Source organism: Phyllobacterium sp. SB3 (genome assembly GCF_040009165.1).
GTDB lineage: Bacteria > Pseudomonadota > Alphaproteobacteria > Rhizobiales > Rhizobiaceae > Phyllobacterium.
In genome coordinates, this window is the sequence record NZ_JBDYKI010000007.1 from 31755 (window position 1) to 49569 (window position 17815).

Genomic DNA, 17815 nt, shown 5'->3' on the forward strand with positions numbered 1-17815 from the left:
GACCGACAGAACAGTCTCACTTTCATGGTTTAATTCCAAACTGTCTCAGATATTCATAAGCACTCGCGAAAATAGAAAAGGTGCTGAATATTCACAGGCGCTTTTCCGTGTGGTGGCGGGGCCGGTATTTGTAATCTGCATGTCCGGCATAATGGTCACGACAGGCAATTTTGAAATTAGCCCACAGCAGATAGCACTGTATGCGTCAGTCTATTCGATGCTGTCGATCTCCATATTGTTATGGGTCGTACAGAAACCGGGTGAATACCTGTCGCGGCGGGTTTTCGCTATGGTCATGGATTACTCTGCCATTACCTCCATTATGTCGATCGGTGAGAGCGTGCTATTGCCCACCTATGCCCCCTTATTGTGGGTAACTCTGGGCTATGGACTTCGCTTCGGGGCACGATATCTGGTGATTTCCACTTGTATGGCGCTGGCGAGCATTTTGGTCGCGACATATTTCAACAGCTTCTTGTGGGGGCATCCCTATGTCGTAGTTGCATTCATCCTTACCACCATCGCGGTTCCAACCTATGCGCATCGATTGGTAAGCAGAACATTTGAAGCGCACAGTCAGGCTGTTCAAGCAAACCAGACGAAGTCCCGCTTTCTTGCTCAGGCCAGTCACGACCTACGCCAGCCGATACACGCGATCAGCCTCTTTACTGCTTGTCTTCGCGATACTGGTCTCAGTAAAGAACAGCATCAGATGGTCGATAATATTGATCGCTCGGTGCATAGCGTGTCCGGACTTTTCCGTTCACTTCTGGACATTTCGACCCTCGAAAGCGGTAAGGTCAAACCTCACCCTGGACCAGTTGCCCTTGGCATACTCATTGATGATCTTATCCAACAGAATAATGAAGCGGCCAAGTGGGCCGGCGTAACACTTCGTCAGGTCCCAACAAACGTGTATGTTTTAACGGATGCCACCCTGATTGCCACGGTGCTTCAAAATATAATTTCCAACGCAATTAAGTATGCACCTGGACGCCGTGTTCTTATAGGCTGCAGGCGTCGTGGTGGCTGTGTCTCGGTGGAAATACATGATCAGGGCGAAGGGATCGCCGCCCATCATCTGCCAATGCTTTTCGAGGAGTTTTATCAGGCCCGCGAGCGGGGAGACAAAGATGTGGAGGGGGTAGGACTTGGACTCGCAATTGTCAAACGTCTCGCAAAGCTTCTTGAAATTGAGGTGAGTATCCATTCCCTTCGAAGCAAGGGAACATCCGTTGTAATTGATGGTCTCAGGCTTGCTGATCCGGAGTTTCACACCAAAACCATCCCGACAAGTGAAAAGAGAGACCAGACTGCAATGAGAGGCCTGCGGGTTCTTTTGGTTGAGGATGACAGGAACGTTCTTCTTGCCACAGCAACTCTGTTAGAGAAATGGGGATGCATCGTCCAGGCCGATATCAGCTTGCCCAGGAATGTCGAAGATTGCGATCTGATCATCACAGATTTTGACCTTGGCGCTAACATCACAGGAACAGACTGCATAGCATCGGTGCGACATTTGCTCGGGCGGGATATTCCCGCCATCATAATGACAGGGCACGATGTAAACCGAATTCTGGAGGAACTTGGACAAGGAAATATACCTGTACTATCGAAGCCTGTTCGTTCTGCGGAACTGCGCGAAGTCGTCATGATGCAGAAAACAAAGACTGATGAACTGGCACGAATACACAACGCTGTGAGTTAGCGTTCGACTAATCCATCGATAACCGCTTTTGCAGCAGCAGCAGATCTCGATTCTACTCCAAGTAATCTAAGCAACGCCGAAACGTGAATGCTTACGGTGAACGGCGAGATGTTTAGCTCTCGCCCGATCTCCTTGTTGGATTTACCTTTAACAATGAGCTGGAGAACTTCAACTTGCCGCCGGGTGAGGTTGAAACGAGGAAAACCGGCATCTCTTTCCAAGGTTAATCCCGGCATTGAGCGCTTGATGAGGTTATTGCCGCCGAGAATAGTCTTGATGGCTTCCGCCATTTCTTGCGGAGGAACCGCTTTGCCGATAAAGCCGTTCGCTCCGTTTCCCATCGCCGTCTCGATCGCCTTTATATCGTCAACCATCGAGATAATAATGATCGAGGTATCCGGGAATTCTTCACGCAGGGCGGTAATCGAATGTTCCGGATCAAGCCCAGGAAAAACAAAGTCGAGCATAAAACCGATGGGCTGCGCCCCTGCGCGCGTAAGGGCTAACAATTCGTCCATTGTGCCGGCTTCTTCGATAATTGCCGTAGGAGCCAAACGCCGAACCAGCCGACACATTCCATCCCTGAAAATGGGATGGTCGTCGGCTACGATTATGCGTGCTCTTGGGCTCTCATTATTGCTCAACTTGGGTCATTCCGTTAACTCCCAATTTTCTTATTATATTCATTAGCGATAATCGAACTATCTACAACAAAGGTCAAAGATACTTAATTTACGGCGTGAGTTACATTTCAATTTTCCGCTGTGATTTCAAGATAGTTGTCGCAGGTTTTATCCGTGATGGCATAGTGGAATCTGTGACACAAAATCATGAAGGTATAAGGCGAATTTGGTGATGCCTTGTTTATCGACAAATCGTTCTTGGAAGTTGGTATACCGTCGAAGGTGCAGTTATAGTTCTCAGGGGTATTACTATAGCCGCAACTAGAAGAATCCAGCGTGATCAAACGCCAAGGCCGTTGAGCTTGGTCATAGAGTTGCCCATATGGATTTGATTCCGCCATGAGTTGAGATAATCAGGCGATCAACTTTCTTCCATTCTTGCACAGACCTGCATGTAAGCGGCAGTTAAGCGGGTGAGGACTGCGGAAGCAATCTCGCCATTGGCTCCTCCAATAGGGTCGTTGATGTGGATATCACGCAGTTCATTCATGAACTCTTCCCACATGGTCGGACCGCCATCCTCCAGAAGTTCTGCCCGGATGCTCAACTCCGGTGTAACAGGCAAGTGTTTACGTCCCCACCCTCCCATCACGGCAAGTACAGGCAGAAGCTGTATAGATGGTTCCGTCAGGCTGTATATGGCTTTCTGACTATGACTAGGATCATCCTGCTTGGTGATCAATCCAATTGCCAGCAGGTGTTTCAACCTCGCAGCAAGGATATTTGAGGCGATCCCCTCCTGTGAGTGATTTAACAGATCGCGAAAATGCCGTCGATTGCCAAACATCATATCGCGGATGATGATGAGGCTCCACCTGTCTCCCAGGACTTCCAGCGACAGGTTTATCGGGCATCCCGACCTCTTCTCAATGTCCAAGTACAATATCTCCAGAAAAAACCAGTTGCAACATAGGATCAGTTATGGCATAACGCAACTAGTTGCAAAATGCAATCGGTTGGAGGATGCTATGACAAAAGTGCGGGTAGGGGGATTTTCCCTTTCAATTGACGGTTTTGGGGCGGGACCGGAACAAAGCCTGACTGATCCTCTGGGAAAACGGGGAGAAGAATTGCATCAATGGATACTTGGCACAAAGACATTTCATGAAATCATTGGAAAACCGGACGGAGCGACGGGACCTGACGACGATTACGCCGCCCGTAGTATGTCCGGCTTTGGTGCATTCATTCTAGGACGTAATATGTTTGGCCCAATTCGGGGTGAGTGGCCTGATGACGTATGGAAGGGCTGGTGGGGTAATAATCCACCTTATCATGCTCCAACTTTCGTCCTCACTCACCACTCGCGTGATCCTATTGTAATGGAGGGCGGTACGACGTTTTTCTTTATCACGGAAGGAATTGAGACGGCACTAGAGCAGGCGAAAGCGGCGGCTGGAAATGATGACGTGAAGATTGGCGGGGGCGTTAGTACGGTTCGCCAATACCTGCAGGCAGGGCTGATTGACGAATTGCATTTGGCGATCTCACCTATAGTTTTGGGGATAGGGGAGGCCATGTTCACTGGGATAGATCTGCCAAGACTTGGTTTTAACCTGACAGAGCGCATCGTAACAGAACATGCGACCCATATAGTGCTTGCGAGATAAGTCGTGTTCCAGTGAGCAGACTCGGACCAATCTCCACCCGATATAGGAATGAGCAATGACACTGATCATGTATCTCCATCCTCTTTCTTCATATGTACAAAAGGCCAAGACAGGATTCTATGAAAAGGGTCTCGTTTACGAGACACGCATGCTTGACGGAACCGATCCGATTGCGAGCGAGTTCGCAGTGCTCTGGCCGATCAAGAGGTTTCCTATCGTGAAAGACGGGCAGGACTTAATCTTCGAGGCCACGACGATTATTGAGTATCTTGATGCCCACTATCCGGATACGCCGCAATTGATACCTCCCGATCGGGCCAAGGCGGTAGAGGTTCGGATGTGGGATCGCTTCTTCGATAACTACGTCAACTATCCCCAACAAAGGCTTGTGTATCTATCTATCGGTCGTGAACCGGATGACGGTGAAGACGGTGCTAGGTGGAAGGCGGCATTCGACGCTGCTTATAAGCTTCTTGATGCGCGTATGGCTGGGCGTGAATGGGTGGCAGACGATTTCAGTTTGGCCGATTGTGCTGCAGCTCCATCCTTGCTCTATGCAGACTGGACCTATCCCATCCCGCGTAAATATCAAAACCTTTGGGCCTATCGTGATCGACTGCTCGCAAGAGCCAGCTATGCTCGGGCACTCGATGAAGCCAGGCCCTATCGGCACATGTTTCCCTTGGGAGCACCAGAGGGGCGTGATTGAATGCATTTTGCAGTCTTGCTCGAACAATACGTAGATCGCGCGCGCAATTCACTGGGTGCGATTGGCGTGTTGACTTAGCCATATGCTGCCAATAACGAACCCGGCACCGATGATCTGAAGAGCGGTTAGTGTCTGATCCAAGAATATCCATCCGAGTATCATAGCTGTTACAGGACTGAGAAAGAGAAGTGGTGATACTACCGAAGAATCCAACCGGGAGATACCTCTGAACCAAAGAGCATAAGTCACGGCGGCACCGATCAAACCCAACCAAATCAGCCCAAGAAGATTAGTGCCGTTCGGGAGTGGGATCGAAGGCTCGAAAAGTGCGACCACCGGAATAAGAAGCAGACCACCAGCTGTCAGTTGCCACGCTGTGAACGTGAGCAGTGATACCGGTGGTTGCCACTTGCGAGTCAATACAGTTCCGAGGGCCATTGAAGTAGCTCCGGCAAGGCCCGCCATAATACCAATCACGTCGAGCGTCGCACCCGGAGTCAGCACCAGCAACGCAACACCTGCGATACCCGCAAGTACGGCAAAAACAGACATTGGTCGCACAGGACTGAAAAATACGACGGAAGCGAGGAAAACCACGATCAATGGCTGTACCGAGAGCACGGTTGCTGCCACGCCGCCCGGAAGCCGATGGGCGGAAATAAAGAGCATGCTCAGGAAGAATGAGATATTGAGCATTCCGAGGATAAAACTGCGTAGCCACCAAACACCGGCCGGAAGTTGACGGACCATCAGAAGCAGCAGCAAGCCAGCGGGCAGCGCTCGCAACATCGCGATAGTGATAGGGGAGAATCCAGTCAGAAACTCAGTGGTAACGATGTAGGTGCTGCCCCATACAATTGGGGCAATTGACGTTGCCAATAAATCGAAACTGCGTGATCTCATACGATTTCCAGCACCTCGGCAATTGGACGACGAGGCTTTTGCGGACAATTTCCGGGCGCCGGGCGGCCAACTGCGATGAGGATCACCGGAATTTCGTTATGCGCCAGCCCAAATTCTCGCTTCACACTTTCAGGATCGAACCCAACCATAGGACCGGAAACAAGACCCATTGCCTCAGCTGCGAAAATCAAGGTTGCCGCTCCAAGCGTTGCCGAGCGTATAGCTTCATCGCGGGCTGTCTGCGGGTCAGCATATTGTGTTCGCGCGCCTTCCTGCCAGCCTGAAGCCATATCCACCGGCATGAACCCTGCTTCCACGAAAGGAGACAGCCGTTCTTGAAGAGTTGTGTGATCGGGCAGTTGACCACAGACAATAAATGTAACGGCTGCATCCGAAACCTTGCCTTGGTCGTAAGCGATGTTTCTCAAACGTACCTTTGTTTCAGGAGCCCTCGCTGCGATAAACCGCCAATTCTGAAGATTGTAAGCGGTTGGCGCGCGAGTTGCGAGGTGTATAAGCGCTTCGACTTCGACCTCGGACAACACATGCGAAGCATCGAAGTGGTTGGCTGAAACACGCTGTTCGATAAGATTGATTGTGTGATTTTGCATGCTGCCATTCCAGTTGAAAGTCGCTGGAAGGGAAATATAGAGTTCACCATGGAATGATAATGAGATAAAACTGAAAGATATTATTTACTGATAGAGAACTATCCAATGGATCGCTTAACTGCCTTACAGGTCTTCCGCCAAGTAGCGGAATTGAACAGCTTTGCCGACGCCGGACGACGTCTCGGTCTCTCGCCTCCCGCAGTCAGCAAGAACATTGCCGAACTGGAAGCGCATCTGGGTGCGCGTTTGATTAACCGGACGACGCGGCGAATGGCTTTGACCGAGGAAGGCAGGATTTATCTGGAGCATGTAACAAATGGGCTGGACGCCCTGGCAGCCGCAGATCGCGCCCTGTGCCCAATTAAAGCCGCACCGAGTGGTACGTTGCGTGTCAGTGCACCAATGACTGTGACGTTGACCCAGTTCTCATCTAATCTTCCTAAATTTCTATCGCTTTATCCCGATTTGAAACTGGATCTGCATCTTGATGACAGACGCGTTGATATTGTGCGGGAGGGCTTTGATCTTGCCATTCGTGGTAGCGACAAACTTGAAGATTCCAGCCTGATCGCGAGAAAGTTGGCCGTGATGCCCCATGTGTTGTGTGGAGCGCCGTCTTATTTTGAAAAGCATGGTCGTCCCGTCAGACCGTTTGATTTAAAAGCGCTCAATTGTGTTCGGTTCAGCCTTTCGGGGCATGCGGATACATGGGAGTTTAACAAGGATGGTCGTGCCGAGCGGATAGTTATTGATGGCCAATACTCTGTCTCATCAAGTCTCGCGGTCCGTGATGCATTGCGTGAGGGCTTCGGTGTCAGCCTAATTCCACACCCCTATGTAGAGAGCGACCTTAAATCGGGCAGGCTGCAAACGGCTTTAGATGATTGGAATACCGTGGAGACAACGCTTTACGCGATCTATCCTTCTCGGCAACATCTTGCCCCTAAAATCCGTGCTTTTCTCGATTTCCTGATTGAAGAATTCAATCGGGCATCAAGTGGTAGCGCGACTTTCCAAGAATTTCCTGTCGCAGGTCACCAATCTGACTAAAGCTCATCAAGCCTTGGTCAGACGTTCGCGGTATTTGTCGAGGATCACAGCAATTATGATAACGAAACCGGTAATCATCTGACGCATGAAATCGCTTAATCCCAGAAGTATGAGGCCGTTCGCCAAAACGCCAATGATGCATGCTCCCAGCAATGTGCCAACAATGCTGCCTCGCCCACCGCTTAGACTTGTACCCCCGATTATGACAGCAGCTATGGCATTGAGCTCAAAACCTATCCCGATGATCGGGCTCGCAATATTGAGACGGGCCATATAGACGATGGCGCCGATACCTACCGCAGCCCCGCAGATCGTGAAAGCCGCGATCTTGTAAAAGAAGACATTGTGGCCAGCGAGCCTGGCGGCTTCTTCATTGTTACCAATTCCATAAAGGACACGACCGAATACGGTCTTGGTAAGGACGAACCAGCCAGCAACGACCAGCACCAGAGCGATGAGGAACAGTAGAGGGATGCCATATAGGGTTTGCGAGCCAAACGCGTTGAAGGCGGCAGGGAAAGAATAGATTGTCGAAGCGTTTGTCACCTGAAGAGCGGCACCACGCGCAATGTTAAGTGTTCCGAGCGTAACAATGAAAGAGGGGATTGCCCAACAGGCGCTTATGAAGCCGTTGAGCAATCCAAAAAGGATACCTCCAGCAACCGCACTTAACGTTGCCAGTATTACTGCGGTAATTGGATCCAGTCCCGGTAACGTCATAACAGTTCCCGCAACTACTGCGCAAAATGCCAGTACTGAGCCTACCGACAAATCAATACCACCGATGAGAATGACAAAGGTCATCCCGATAGACAGAATGAGATTGATTGTCACTTGGGTCAGAATGTTGGTTACATTGCTGGCGGTAAGGAAATGTTGTGTTGTCGTGGAGAAAACGACGATAAGCACGATCAGTGCGATACCGATGCCAGCTTCGCGCAGGACCGTCTTTGTCGTGGTGGCGATACGCGTTTGCCCGGTCTGGCTCACATCATTGGTACTCATGGCTGCGCTCATCCTTATAGGCAAAATTCAAAATCCGTTCCTCGGAAAAATCCTGACGCTGTAACTCACCGGTTATGCGATGATTGGACATGACCAGCATTCGATCGCAGAGTGTAATCAGTTCGGGCAGTTCAGAGGAAACGACAAGTAAAGCCAGTCCTTTGTCCGCCAATACTCTCAAAAGAGCATAGATTTCCGCTTTTGCACCCACATCGACGCCGCGCGTCGGTTCATCCAACAACAGAATTCGCGGGTTATTCGCCAGCCATTTTGCCAGCACGACCTTTTGTTGATTGCCACCTGAAAGGGTTGATGCATTGTCCTGTGGGTGACCGTATTTTAACTTGATGTCATTACCGAGTTGCTGTGTCAGCTTTGTCTCGTCGCGCTTCCGGAGCAAGCCATGGCGCGATACGGCTTTGAGATTTGCCAGTGTCACGTTAGCTGCAATGGGCATCTCAAGAATGAGGCCTTCCTCCTTGCGATCCTCAGTAACAAAACCTATTCCGTCACGGATGGCGTCCTTCGGGCTCTGGTAGGAAACCTTTTTTCCATCACGATCAAGCGAGCCGGATATAGGCAAATCAGCGGCAAAAATTGAACGGAGAAGCTCTGTACGACCAGAGCCAACGAGACCTGCGATGCCGAGCATTTCTCCATAATGAAGATCAAAAGAAACACCACTTTCATTGGTGGAACTCGGGTGCCTCAAATTACGTAACGAAAGCGCAGTGCGTCCGGATTTGTCTACTTCGCGGGTTGCGGCCATGGCGGCCGCAAGCTGCCGTCCCACCATGTTGCTGACCAGCTGATCGGGAGTAGTTGCCGAAATATCGGAGGTCATTACCGACCGACCATTGCGCAATACGGTAACCCGATCGCAGATCGCGAACACTTCATTTAGGTGGTGAGAAACAAAGGCAATGGCCACGCCCTTTGCTTTCAGAGCCGCGATAATTGCAAAGAGCCGCTTTGTTTCCCGGGCCGTCAAAGTTGCAGTCGGCTCGTCCAGAATGAGAATACGGCTTTCACCCATGAGGGCACGTGCAATTTCAACAAGCTGGCGATGAGCGACACCTAGCGATGCCACTGGACGGCGAACGTCAACGTCTTCGAGACCAATTGCGTCAAGCGCTTTTCGAGCACGTTGGTAGAGTGCAGGGCGGTCTACAATACCAAAGCGCCGCCGCGGCAAATCTTCAAAGCATATGTTTTCAGCAACAGACAAATAGGGAAGGAGATTGAATTCCTGATGCACGACTTGAATGCCAGCCATCTTGGCATCGCCAGGAGTGTGTGGATCGTAAGACGCCCCGCCAAGTGTAATGGTTCCGGCATCACGTTGAATGATACCACATAAAATCTTGATCAAAGTGGATTTGCCGGCACCGTTTTCGCCGACCAAGGCATGGACTTCGCCAGGCCGCAAGTCAAAGCTGACGCCATTCAGGGCAACCACACCACCGAAGCGTTTTGCAACACCTGACAGTTCGAGCAGAGATTCTACAGTGGCATTAGTGCTAGGCGACGGGCTCAAAATTCACCATCCAGCTTACTTCAGTAAAGATGCTTGGCTGCACCATGCAGTGATGCAGCCAAACGGTTTTACTTCACGCCGTCGGACGTTACGAGCTTGATGTCAGTCTTGACCCAGCCTTCAAGTGGGGCTCCGCCTTTAACTACTTTCAAAGCCTTGTCGATGGCATCTGCAGCCATCAACTGCCCAAACTGGTCAACTGTCGCAAGAAGCTTTTTTCCCTTGAGAAGGGGCTGAACGGCGGGAATGTTGTCAAAGCCTACGACCTCAATTTTCCCGGTCTTACCGGCCGCGTCGATCGCCTTGACCACGCCGAGCGCCATTGAATCATTGGCGGCCATGACGCCCTGAATATCAGGATGAGCAGTAAGCATATTCGAGAACAGTGTATTGGCTTCTTCCGTCTCCCAATGTGCGGTGCGGGAATCCAGCAGGTCAAGTTTCCCGGCCTCTACAGAGTCCATAAATCCAAGTTTGCGTTGAGCTGCATTATCAGCACCCGGATTGCCTTCAATGATGACAACCTTGGCACCTTCACCAAGTTTCTTGGCCAAAGCATCGCCCGCAAGCTTTGCGCCACCGCGATTATCTGGCCCTACAAAAGCCAGTTTCACTCCGGCTTCTTCCTTGGCTTTCTCATCAAGTGCTACGTCGAAATTTATAACTGTTATGCCAGCATCCATCGCCCGCTTGATAGGTGGCACTAATGCACGGGAGTCAGATGGAGCGACAACGATCGCATCGACTTTCTCAGTAATGAAGCTTTCAATTGCGTTGATCTGGGTTTCGACATCTGTTTCCGACTGCATGCCCACGGCTTTAAGTGTATAGTCGCCGCGCTTTGCCTCATCGGCCTTTGCGCCTTCCAGCATGTTTTTGAAAAATTCATTGGCAAGAGACTTCATCACCAAGCCAACTACAGGCTTATCAGCAGCATAGCCGGCTGCGGGCATCAACATCGTGCCTGCCAAAATACCGGCGGCAATAAATTTCGCGAATTTCATTGTATTCCTCCCAGAACCACAAAATGAATTGAGTTATGCCTTGTCCTCCAACACGGCGATGAACGTTCTGCTGCTGAAAGCAGGCAAATCGTATCCATACATTAAAGGCCATGGACTGCTGATAATGTCAATATGAAACGTTTCATATTGGAGTTATTGTGTTTTTCTGCGGAAAAAGCGCCTAGCATAACGAGAATTTCTACTCCAAGCGTCGCCTGAACAGCCAAGCAGCTGCCGAAAGAGTTACGACAGCTATGAGTGCAAGCGGTATTGTCTGGTGGAGCACTTCGAAAGGTCCGATATCTTTCAGGAAAAGCCCTTTGATTATAACCAGAAAATATCGAAGCGGGTTTATGAGGGTAATCGGTTGCAACCACTGCGGCATATTCTCGATGGGCGTTGCAAAGCCTGAAAGAAGAATTGCTGGAACGATGAAAAGGAATGCTCCGAGAATAGCCTGTTGCTGTGTTTTCGACAAAGCGGAGATGAACAATCCGATCCCTACAATCGCTGCAAGATAAATAATACCGCCGCCGTAGAGATAGATCAGCGATCCCCGAAAGGGGATCTGGAACAGAAAGATCGCCGCCAGCAGATACATTGTCATGTGGAAGATGCCGATCATCATAGGTGGTATCAACTTGCCGATGACGATCTCGTGCGTTCGCAATGGCGAAACGATCAGTTGATCGAAAGTCCCTAGTTCACGTTCGCGCGCTATCGACAGGGCGGTCACGATCAAGCCAATCAGCATTGCAATGCTCGCGATCAGGTTTGGCACCATGAACCATTGGAAATCCAGATTGGGGTTGAACCAGTTGCGCGGCACTACGTTTATCATTGTGTTCTGAGTTTTCATCCCTGATGGGGTTTCCAGAGAAAGTCTTCCGACGATCTGGCTCAGATAGCCTGCTACAATTTGTGAAGCGTTAGACTTACGCCCATCCAATATGATCTGAACTGTTGCTGGTCGCCCAGCCTCAATATCGCGAGAGAAGGTTGAGCCGATCTCCAGCGCAGCAATGACTGCCTGATTGCTTATTGAATCTTGAACGCGCGACTGATCCTGCGTGTGCGAGAAACTGCGGAAGGTTGGTGAACCTTCGATCCGCTTTATGAGTTCTTCGCTCCAATGGCCACTGTCGCGGTTGAGTACTAAGATATCGACATTCCTGACTTCAAGTGTGGCCGCATAGGAAAATACCAGAAGCTGAATTATCGGCGGAACAATTAAAATCGTTCGGCTCTTCGGATCGCGGAGAACCGCGAGGAGTTCCTTGATGATCAATGCCTTCAGCCGCGTCCACCACATGTCAATCGATCCGTTTGCGCGTGCTGCGGGCAGCCAGAATAAAAAATATACTACCGATAAACAGCATCACAGCCATTGCCTTCAGGAACATTGGCCATATGTCCCCGGCCAGAAACAATGTTTGCAGACTTGGTATAAGGTAACGGGCAGGAACGATAAAGGTGATCCATTGTATAGCCACCGGCATGGAATTGATTTCAAACAGGAAACCTGACAGCAGAAATGCCGGAAGAAAAGCTGATATCAAGGCAAGTTGCGATGCCAGAAACTGGTTTTTCGTAGCAGCTGATATGAGCAATCCCTGACCCAGAGCAGGCACTAGAAATGCCGCTGATAATAGATATAAAGCGAGTATTGAGCCCCGGAATGGCACGCTGAACAGGAACACGGCGATTATGACGCAAAGGGTCATCGACAATATTCCAAGTACGAAATAGGGCAGAATTTTCCCCATAAGCAATTCGGCCGATGTTACGGGTGTCGCCATCATGGCTTCCATGGTTCCGCGTTCCCATTCCCGAGCAATAACCAATGATGTCAGCAAAGTGCCGACAAGCGTCATGACGATGGCGATTGATCCGGGAACCAGGAAAAAACGGCTTGTCAGCTCCTGATTGAACCAGAAGCGCTGCTCCACACTGATCGGTGATGTGCTGCCGCCTTCTTGTGCTCCCGCTTCGACCGACCGGATAGCTACCCAACTCGCAACGACGCCTTGCGCATAGTTTTGTACGAAACTGGCCGTGTTGGTATCAGATCCATCAACAATTACCTGAATCTCCGGGTTCACTCTTGCCGCGAAGTCGGACGCAAAGCGCGCGGGAATAATGATGATTCCGCGAATTTCGCCGCTTACCAGTTTCGCATCAAAGTTCCTACGATCCCTGCCTTCTAATACATCGAAGTATCGCGATCCTTTGAAGCTTGCGCTCAGGTCGTCTGCCAGCGGGGTCTGTTCTTCAATGACAAGGCCGATACGGGTTCGCCCGGTATCGAGGGATACACCATATCCAAACAAAAATAGCAGGATCACCGGCAGGACAAAGGCGATGAGAATACTGCTCGGATCTCTTAGAAGCTGGAATGTCTCCTTGCGAACAAGTGCAAAAAATCGCCGCGCGCGCACAATGTCTCGCAGTTTGCTCACATTGACCGCATTCATGCTGCAGCCTCTCGTTCAGAAGCTTCAACCAATGCAATGAAAGCGTCTTCCATGGTTGGATCAGGCTGCTGCTTGGTAGCAACTCCAGCTTTCAATTCATCGGGCGAGCCCAGGGCAATCGAGCGGCCCCGATAGATCAGTGAAATCCGATCGCAGTACTCCGCTTCGTCCATGAAATGGGTAGTGACAAGAACTGTGACTCCCTTTTCGACAAGGCCGTTAATGTGAGTCCAAAATTCGCGGCGCGTTATGGGGTCAACACCGGATGTTGGCTCATCCAGAAAAAGCGCTTCCGGCTCGTGCATGACAGCACAGGCAAGCGCGAGACGTTGTTTCAGGCCAAGCGGCAAATCCCTGGTAGGCATATTATCGCGTGCGGCAAACGAAAATATCTCGCTCATCAAAGAAATACGTTCGCGCTTACGAGTGCCGCTTAAGCCATATACTCCGGCAAAGAAATCCAGATTTTGCCTGACGCTCAAATCACCGTAGAGCGAGAATTTCTGCGCCATGTAGCCTAGGCGATTACGTGCCTCAGCACCATCTCGGCGCAAATCAAATCCGGCAACCCGGCCTTCACCTTGCGTTGGCTTCAGAAGTCCGCACAGCATCTTGAACGTGGTCGATTTCCCGGCGCCATTCGGACCAAGCAGACCAAAAATTTGACCTCTCGGAATATCAAATGTGATGCCGTCTGCGGCGGTAAAATCACCAAATCGCTTGGTTAACCCATTCGCCTGAATGACCAACTTCCCTTTCTGATCGTCAATTCGGGGGGCTGCTTCGGCAAGTTTCGACCGTCCACCGGGACCGCCCCCAAGCATATCGACAAAGGCATCTTCAAAGCGTGGCTCTGCAGCGTGTAATTTCGCATTCTTTCCGGCAGTGTCAGCCAGATCATTGCCGTTCATATCTGCAGTGGTGACGATGCGTACAGCCTCGCCCTGAATAACTCCGTCGACCACGTCTTGCCGGTCAAGGATTCTTGACAGTGCCAGACGGCGGCTACCGGATATACCGGTGAGTTTGAACACCCGACCTTTTACACGACTGGTCAACTCAATAGGCGGGCCGAAAAACAGTAGCTCGCCCTTGTTAAGCAGGAGTACTGTGTCGCACGCTTCGGCTTCATCGAGATAGGCTGTGGACCAAACGACAGCTATGCCGTCCTTGGTCAGGTTTTTTACCATTTTCCAGAGATCTCGGCGCGAGATCGGATCAACGCCAACGCCCGGCTCATCAAGCAGCAGCAGTTTGGGTTTTTTCAACAGGGCGCAAGCAAGGCCAAGCTTCTGTTTCATTCCGCCCGATAGTTGCCCGGCAAGCCGGTTCGTGAAGCGTTTCAGGTCCGTGAAAGTCAGAAGCTCGTCAAACGCTGCAGTGCGTTCGTTCAGCGGCAGGCTTCGCAAATCCGCATAGAGATTGAGATTCTCCTGAACGGTCAGATCTTCATAAAGACCGAAGCGTTGCGGCATGTAACCTATCAGGCCCTGAATGCTTGGCGCATCGGTTTTGGTATCGAAGCCTACTACACTGATTGAGCCTACGTCGGGTTGCATAAGTCCGGTGATGAGGCGGATCAAAGTAGTCTTACCGGCTCCATCCGGCCCGACCAATCCTGTAATTTTGCCGCCTTGGACGATTCCTGACACATTTTTCAATGCCGGGCTGTTTTGACCAAAACTCTTGCTGATACCTGAGAGACGGACGAATTCGGATTGAATATTATCATCCGGCAGCATCATGGCTTCTGGCCAGCTTCCATAGGCAACCGAAGCGTTACAGGCATCCCCTGTCGCAGACCTGACGTTGTGTCATCCACGATGACACGCAACCGATAAACCAGATCGGTACGCAATTCAGGCGTTTCCACGGATTTCGGGGTGAATTCAGCCACCGGCGAAATAAAGCCAATTTTGCCCTTCACGGGTTTGTCGGAGTTTGTATCGGAATAAACATCCACAACCATACCGGGATGTATGCGGCCGAGTTCCATCTCTGAAATATAACTGCGAACCCAGACAGGTTTCAGCAGAGATAAAACGCTTACCGGATCGCTTGGCGCAACGATGGAGCCCGGTTCCCGAACACGGGAAAGAATTATCCCGTCATTCGGTGCACGCAGTTGGGTGTCTTCCAGCGCCGTCCTGGCACTGGAGAGTTTTGCTTCAGCAGCTGCGAGATTGGCCTTCGCGGTTTCAATATCCTCTTTACGCGTGCCTTCCTTGAGAAGCGCCAAAGCTTCCCGCGCTGATGCCGTACGCGCATTAGCTATCGATTTGGTTGCAATAGCCTCATCCAAACCGGACTGTGAAATGGTTCCGTTGGGACGCAAACGAAGGGCTCGCTCATAAGCGAGAGTGACATTTTCCAGATCGGCAAGACGCTCATTAAGCGAGGCTTCTGCCTGAGCTATCTCTGTCTGTCGCGGCCCTGCAACCGCTTTATCGAGAGTGGCGCGCAAGGCGGACACTTCCGCTATTGCAGCATCAACAGACTGCCGGTAGGTCGTAGCATCAAGACTGGCGATAACAGAACCGGCAGCGACCTTATCGCCTTCATCGAACCACACTTTTTCAATGCGGCCATTAACGCGAAAACCGAGTGGTACCTGACGTATATCGACATTGCCGTACAGTGTCAGTCGGGTTGATTTTGACTCGACCCAGCCCATTTTGTTTGGAACGTCGAACCACCATATAAGGCCTGTTGCGAACAGTAATAATGCAACGCATGTAACGACCAGTCGTTTCATGATTGCACCTTCAAAGGCTGAATGGCAGCAACAAGTTCTTCCACCAAATCCTGTATTGTTTTGACTTCACTTGCGCCAACAGCACGCCAATCGAGCAACCTCATTGCGGCAGCATGCGCCACACGAAAAATCAGCAAGCTACCGAAAAGAGAAATGATACGCAGCTTTACATGTTCGGATGTTGCTTCCTCTTCGAGCAGGATGCCTACGAGCCTTGAGCCCACTTCGAACATTGGCTTCATAACGGCGGCGTAAATTACATGGAAAGCCTCTGTTGGCTCCATCTGCTCACGTATCAAAAAACGCGCCCATGGTTCAGATTCCTTACTAATAAACAAGGCGGCCATGACCTTAAGAATCTCACTCAGAAATCCTCTCGCTTCTCCATGTGAAAGAGTTTGTCCGGCCATGGCCACCTCTTCAATTCGACCACGCACCTTGGTTCGTAAGTCTGAAACATGAGAATTGATCTTCCCGCCCAGATACTCGGCAGTGGCAATATAAAGCCCTTCCTTGCTCCCGAAATAATATGGGATGGCTTGGAGATTCACACCTGCTGCATCACGCAACATCCGTGTGCTGGTGCCTTCGAAGCCATATCTACCGAATAGGTCGAGAGCTACGATAATGAGCTTTTCTCGGGCGATTTCACCGCGACTGGGCTCGTGTTTTGTTTTTCGTGTTTGTTTCTCCATGGCCTCAATTTAAGCTGATTTAAAAAATAAGTCAAACGAATGACTTTTGTATTTATTTAAGGAGCGATATGCAGCGTGAGAGAAATAACAAGAGAATTTACCAACCAAACTGGTTGCAAAACGACCGGTTCGGTATATAAGACAGAGTGCTGACAATGGGAGTGTCGGCCGATTCGCCGGTTTGAAAGCCTGTTCGCCGCATACACCAAGGAAAATGCGTTGTCTTTTCTGAGCGTTCTGTCGATTATCAAGCAGCACAGAGCTGAGTTCATTGCACTCAGTATAATTTTCTATGGTGTTTTCGCTCTAGGCATCATGATAGCGATTATCTTTGAAAGGAAGAACGCACTGGCGATCCTGCATAATGCGGTTTTGCATATCAAGCAGAACAAAGGCATGCTCATCGTCTTCAGTGTTGCGATCTACGAAATTTTTGCTCTTGGTATTGTTGTCATGGCGTTGTTGCTGGAACGTAAAATACGTTGATCGGCGGTGAGGCGCTTCCTCATCTAATGGCCGAGCCCATTCATTGCCGCTGCAACGATGTGGTCGCGCCACTCACGCTTTAAGTCAAGACGAGTGGCCAGTAGTGCCGTGATGCCAAGGCCCATAAATGCGCTGGTCACCCTGACAACGCGCTCCTGCTCAACGGCATTCAAGTCGATCCCAAGAGCAGCATACATCACGAGGCCCATCTCCGTCAGTTCAGGATCGATGTCTTGTTCTTTGTCTGCCAACCGATTTACAAGCGCAGATATTCCGGGCCACTCGAAGGTGTAATTGACGGAAGCTTCCACTACGGCCCGATCTCGCTCAATGCCAACAGGAATCCCTTCGACGTTAGCCAATAGGTCATGCATGTGATCGCGCCCCGTTCTTAGAGCGGCATCATAAATCGCTTTTTTGCTTGGATAATGATGAAGCAATCCCGCTTTCGAATAGTTGACCGCGTCGGCGATCTGCTGGAGGGATGTGTGAGCAAAACCGTGCTTGGCAAACAATGCCGCAGCACGGTCGAGAATATCGGCATCTATTTCGGATTTGGTCGGCCTAGGCATTCGAATAGGTTAG

The 17815-nt window shown here is 50.5% G+C and carries 18 protein-coding genes; 5 read left to right on the forward strand and 13 right to left on the reverse strand.

Annotation, left to right across the window (positions count from 1 at the left end; genetic code table 11):
• The first annotated feature begins 151 nt into the window (after window positions 1–151).
• The gene (locus ABKW30_RS22460; RefSeq protein ID WP_348601161.1) at window positions 152–1708 is read left to right on the forward strand and encodes a hybrid sensor histidine kinase/response regulator; all 1557 of its coding nucleotides are present in this window, start codon (window positions 152–154) and stop codon (window positions 1706–1708) included.
• Here ABKW30_RS22460 and ABKW30_RS22465 read toward each other — a convergent pair.
• Window positions 1705–2352 (reverse strand): response regulator transcription factor, encoded by a 648-nt coding sequence (locus ABKW30_RS22465; protein WP_348601162.1) that lies wholly within the window; start codon window positions 2350–2352, stop codon window positions 1705–1707. The two genes, ABKW30_RS22460 and ABKW30_RS22465, sit on opposite strands and share 4 nt — an antisense overlap.
• Window positions 2353–2752: 400 nt before the next feature.
• Window positions 2753–3268, reverse strand: coding sequence for a helix-turn-helix domain-containing protein (locus ABKW30_RS22470; protein ID WP_348601164.1), 516 nt, complete (start codon window positions 3266–3268; stop codon window positions 2753–2755).
• A 91-nt stretch (window positions 3269–3359) separates the two neighbouring features.
• Here ABKW30_RS22470 and ABKW30_RS22475 point away from each other — a divergent pair, with 91 nt between their 5' ends.
• Together ABKW30_RS22475 and ABKW30_RS22480 are read left to right on the forward strand one after the other, a co-directional pair.
• Entirely contained in the window at window positions 3360–4001 is a 642-nt protein-coding gene (locus ABKW30_RS22475; RefSeq protein ID WP_348601165.1) for a dihydrofolate reductase family protein, read from the forward strand.
• Between the two features lie 55 nt (window positions 4002–4056).
• Complete coding sequence (locus ABKW30_RS22480; protein ID WP_348601166.1) at window positions 4057–4710, forward strand: glutathione S-transferase family protein; 654 nt, start codon at window positions 4057–4059, stop codon at window positions 4708–4710.
• A 48-nt stretch (window positions 4711–4758) separates the two neighbouring features.
• Here ABKW30_RS22480 and ABKW30_RS22485 read toward each other — a convergent pair whose 3' ends face one another.
• Window positions 4759–5613, reverse strand: coding sequence for an EamA family transporter (locus tag ABKW30_RS22485; RefSeq protein ID WP_348601167.1), 855 nt, complete (start codon window positions 5611–5613; stop codon window positions 4759–4761).
• Window positions 5610–6224 carry a nitroreductase family protein gene (locus tag ABKW30_RS22490; protein ID WP_348601168.1) on the reverse strand — a complete coding sequence of 205 codons (615 nt, stop codon included), beginning with the start codon at window positions 6222–6224 and terminating at the stop codon, window positions 5610–5612. Before ABKW30_RS22490 ends, ABKW30_RS22485 begins: the two co-directional genes overlap by 4 nt.
• Before the next feature lie 105 nt (window positions 6225–6329).
• Here ABKW30_RS22490 and ABKW30_RS22495 point away from each other — a divergent pair, with 105 nt between their 5' ends.
• Window positions 6330–7274, forward strand: coding sequence for a LysR family transcriptional regulator (locus tag ABKW30_RS22495; RefSeq protein ID WP_348601169.1), 945 nt, complete (start codon window positions 6330–6332; stop codon window positions 7272–7274).
• Between the two features lie 6 nt (window positions 7275–7280).
• Here the strand turns inward: ABKW30_RS22495 and ABKW30_RS22500 are convergent, their stop codons facing one another.
• The 8 genes from ABKW30_RS22500 to ABKW30_RS22535 form a co-directional block, all read right to left on the reverse strand.
• A complete protein-coding gene (locus ABKW30_RS22500; protein ID WP_348601170.1) occupies window positions 7281–8279 on the reverse strand; it encodes an ABC transporter permease in 999 nt (332 codons plus the stop codon).
• Window positions 8266–9816 carry a sugar ABC transporter ATP-binding protein gene (locus ABKW30_RS22505; RefSeq protein ID WP_348601171.1) on the reverse strand — a complete coding sequence of 517 codons (1551 nt, stop codon included), beginning with the start codon at window positions 9814–9816 and terminating at the stop codon, window positions 8266–8268. The genes ABKW30_RS22500 and ABKW30_RS22505 overlap by 14 nt, the downstream gene beginning before the upstream one ends.
• A 68-nt stretch (window positions 9817–9884) precedes the next feature.
• Window positions 9885–10820, reverse strand: a complete 936-nt coding sequence (locus tag ABKW30_RS22510) for a sugar ABC transporter substrate-binding protein (RefSeq protein WP_348601172.1) — start codon at window positions 10818–10820, stop codon at window positions 9885–9887.
• A 199-nt stretch (window positions 10821–11019) separates the two neighbouring features.
• Window positions 11020–12132, reverse strand: coding sequence for an ABC transporter permease (locus tag ABKW30_RS22515; protein WP_348601173.1), 1113 nt, complete (start codon window positions 12130–12132; stop codon window positions 11020–11022).
• A 1-nt stretch (window position 12133) separates the two neighbouring features.
• Entirely contained in the window at window positions 12134–13294 is a 1161-nt protein-coding gene (locus ABKW30_RS22520) for an ABC transporter permease (RefSeq protein ID WP_348601174.1), read from the reverse strand.
• Window positions 13291–15039, reverse strand: a complete 1749-nt coding sequence (locus tag ABKW30_RS22525) for an ATP-binding cassette domain-containing protein (RefSeq protein WP_348601175.1) — start codon at window positions 15037–15039, stop codon at window positions 13291–13293. The genes ABKW30_RS22520 and ABKW30_RS22525 overlap by 4 nt, the downstream gene beginning before the upstream one ends.
• Window positions 15036–16049, reverse strand: a complete 1014-nt coding sequence (hlyD, locus tag ABKW30_RS22530; protein WP_348601176.1) for a secretion protein HlyD — start codon at window positions 16047–16049, stop codon at window positions 15036–15038. The genes ABKW30_RS22525 and hlyD overlap by 4 nt, the downstream gene beginning before the upstream one ends.
• Window positions 16046–16744, reverse strand: a complete 699-nt coding sequence (locus tag ABKW30_RS22535) for a CerR family C-terminal domain-containing protein (protein ID WP_348601177.1) — start codon at window positions 16742–16744, stop codon at window positions 16046–16048. The genes hlyD and ABKW30_RS22535 overlap by 4 nt, the downstream gene beginning before the upstream one ends.
• A 219-nt stretch (window positions 16745–16963) precedes the next feature.
• Here ABKW30_RS22535 and ABKW30_RS22540 point away from each other — a divergent pair, with 219 nt between their 5' ends.
• A complete protein-coding gene (locus ABKW30_RS22540) occupies window positions 16964–17230 on the forward strand; it encodes a hypothetical protein (protein ID WP_348601178.1) in 267 nt (88 codons plus the stop codon).
• A gap of 23 nt (window positions 17231–17253) precedes the next feature.
• Here ABKW30_RS22540 and ABKW30_RS22545 read toward each other — a convergent pair whose 3' ends face one another.
• Window positions 17254–17802 carry a helix-turn-helix domain-containing protein gene (locus tag ABKW30_RS22545; RefSeq protein WP_348601179.1) on the reverse strand — a complete coding sequence of 183 codons (549 nt, stop codon included), beginning with the start codon at window positions 17800–17802 and terminating at the stop codon, window positions 17254–17256.
• Window positions 17803–17815: the final 13 nt, after the last annotated feature.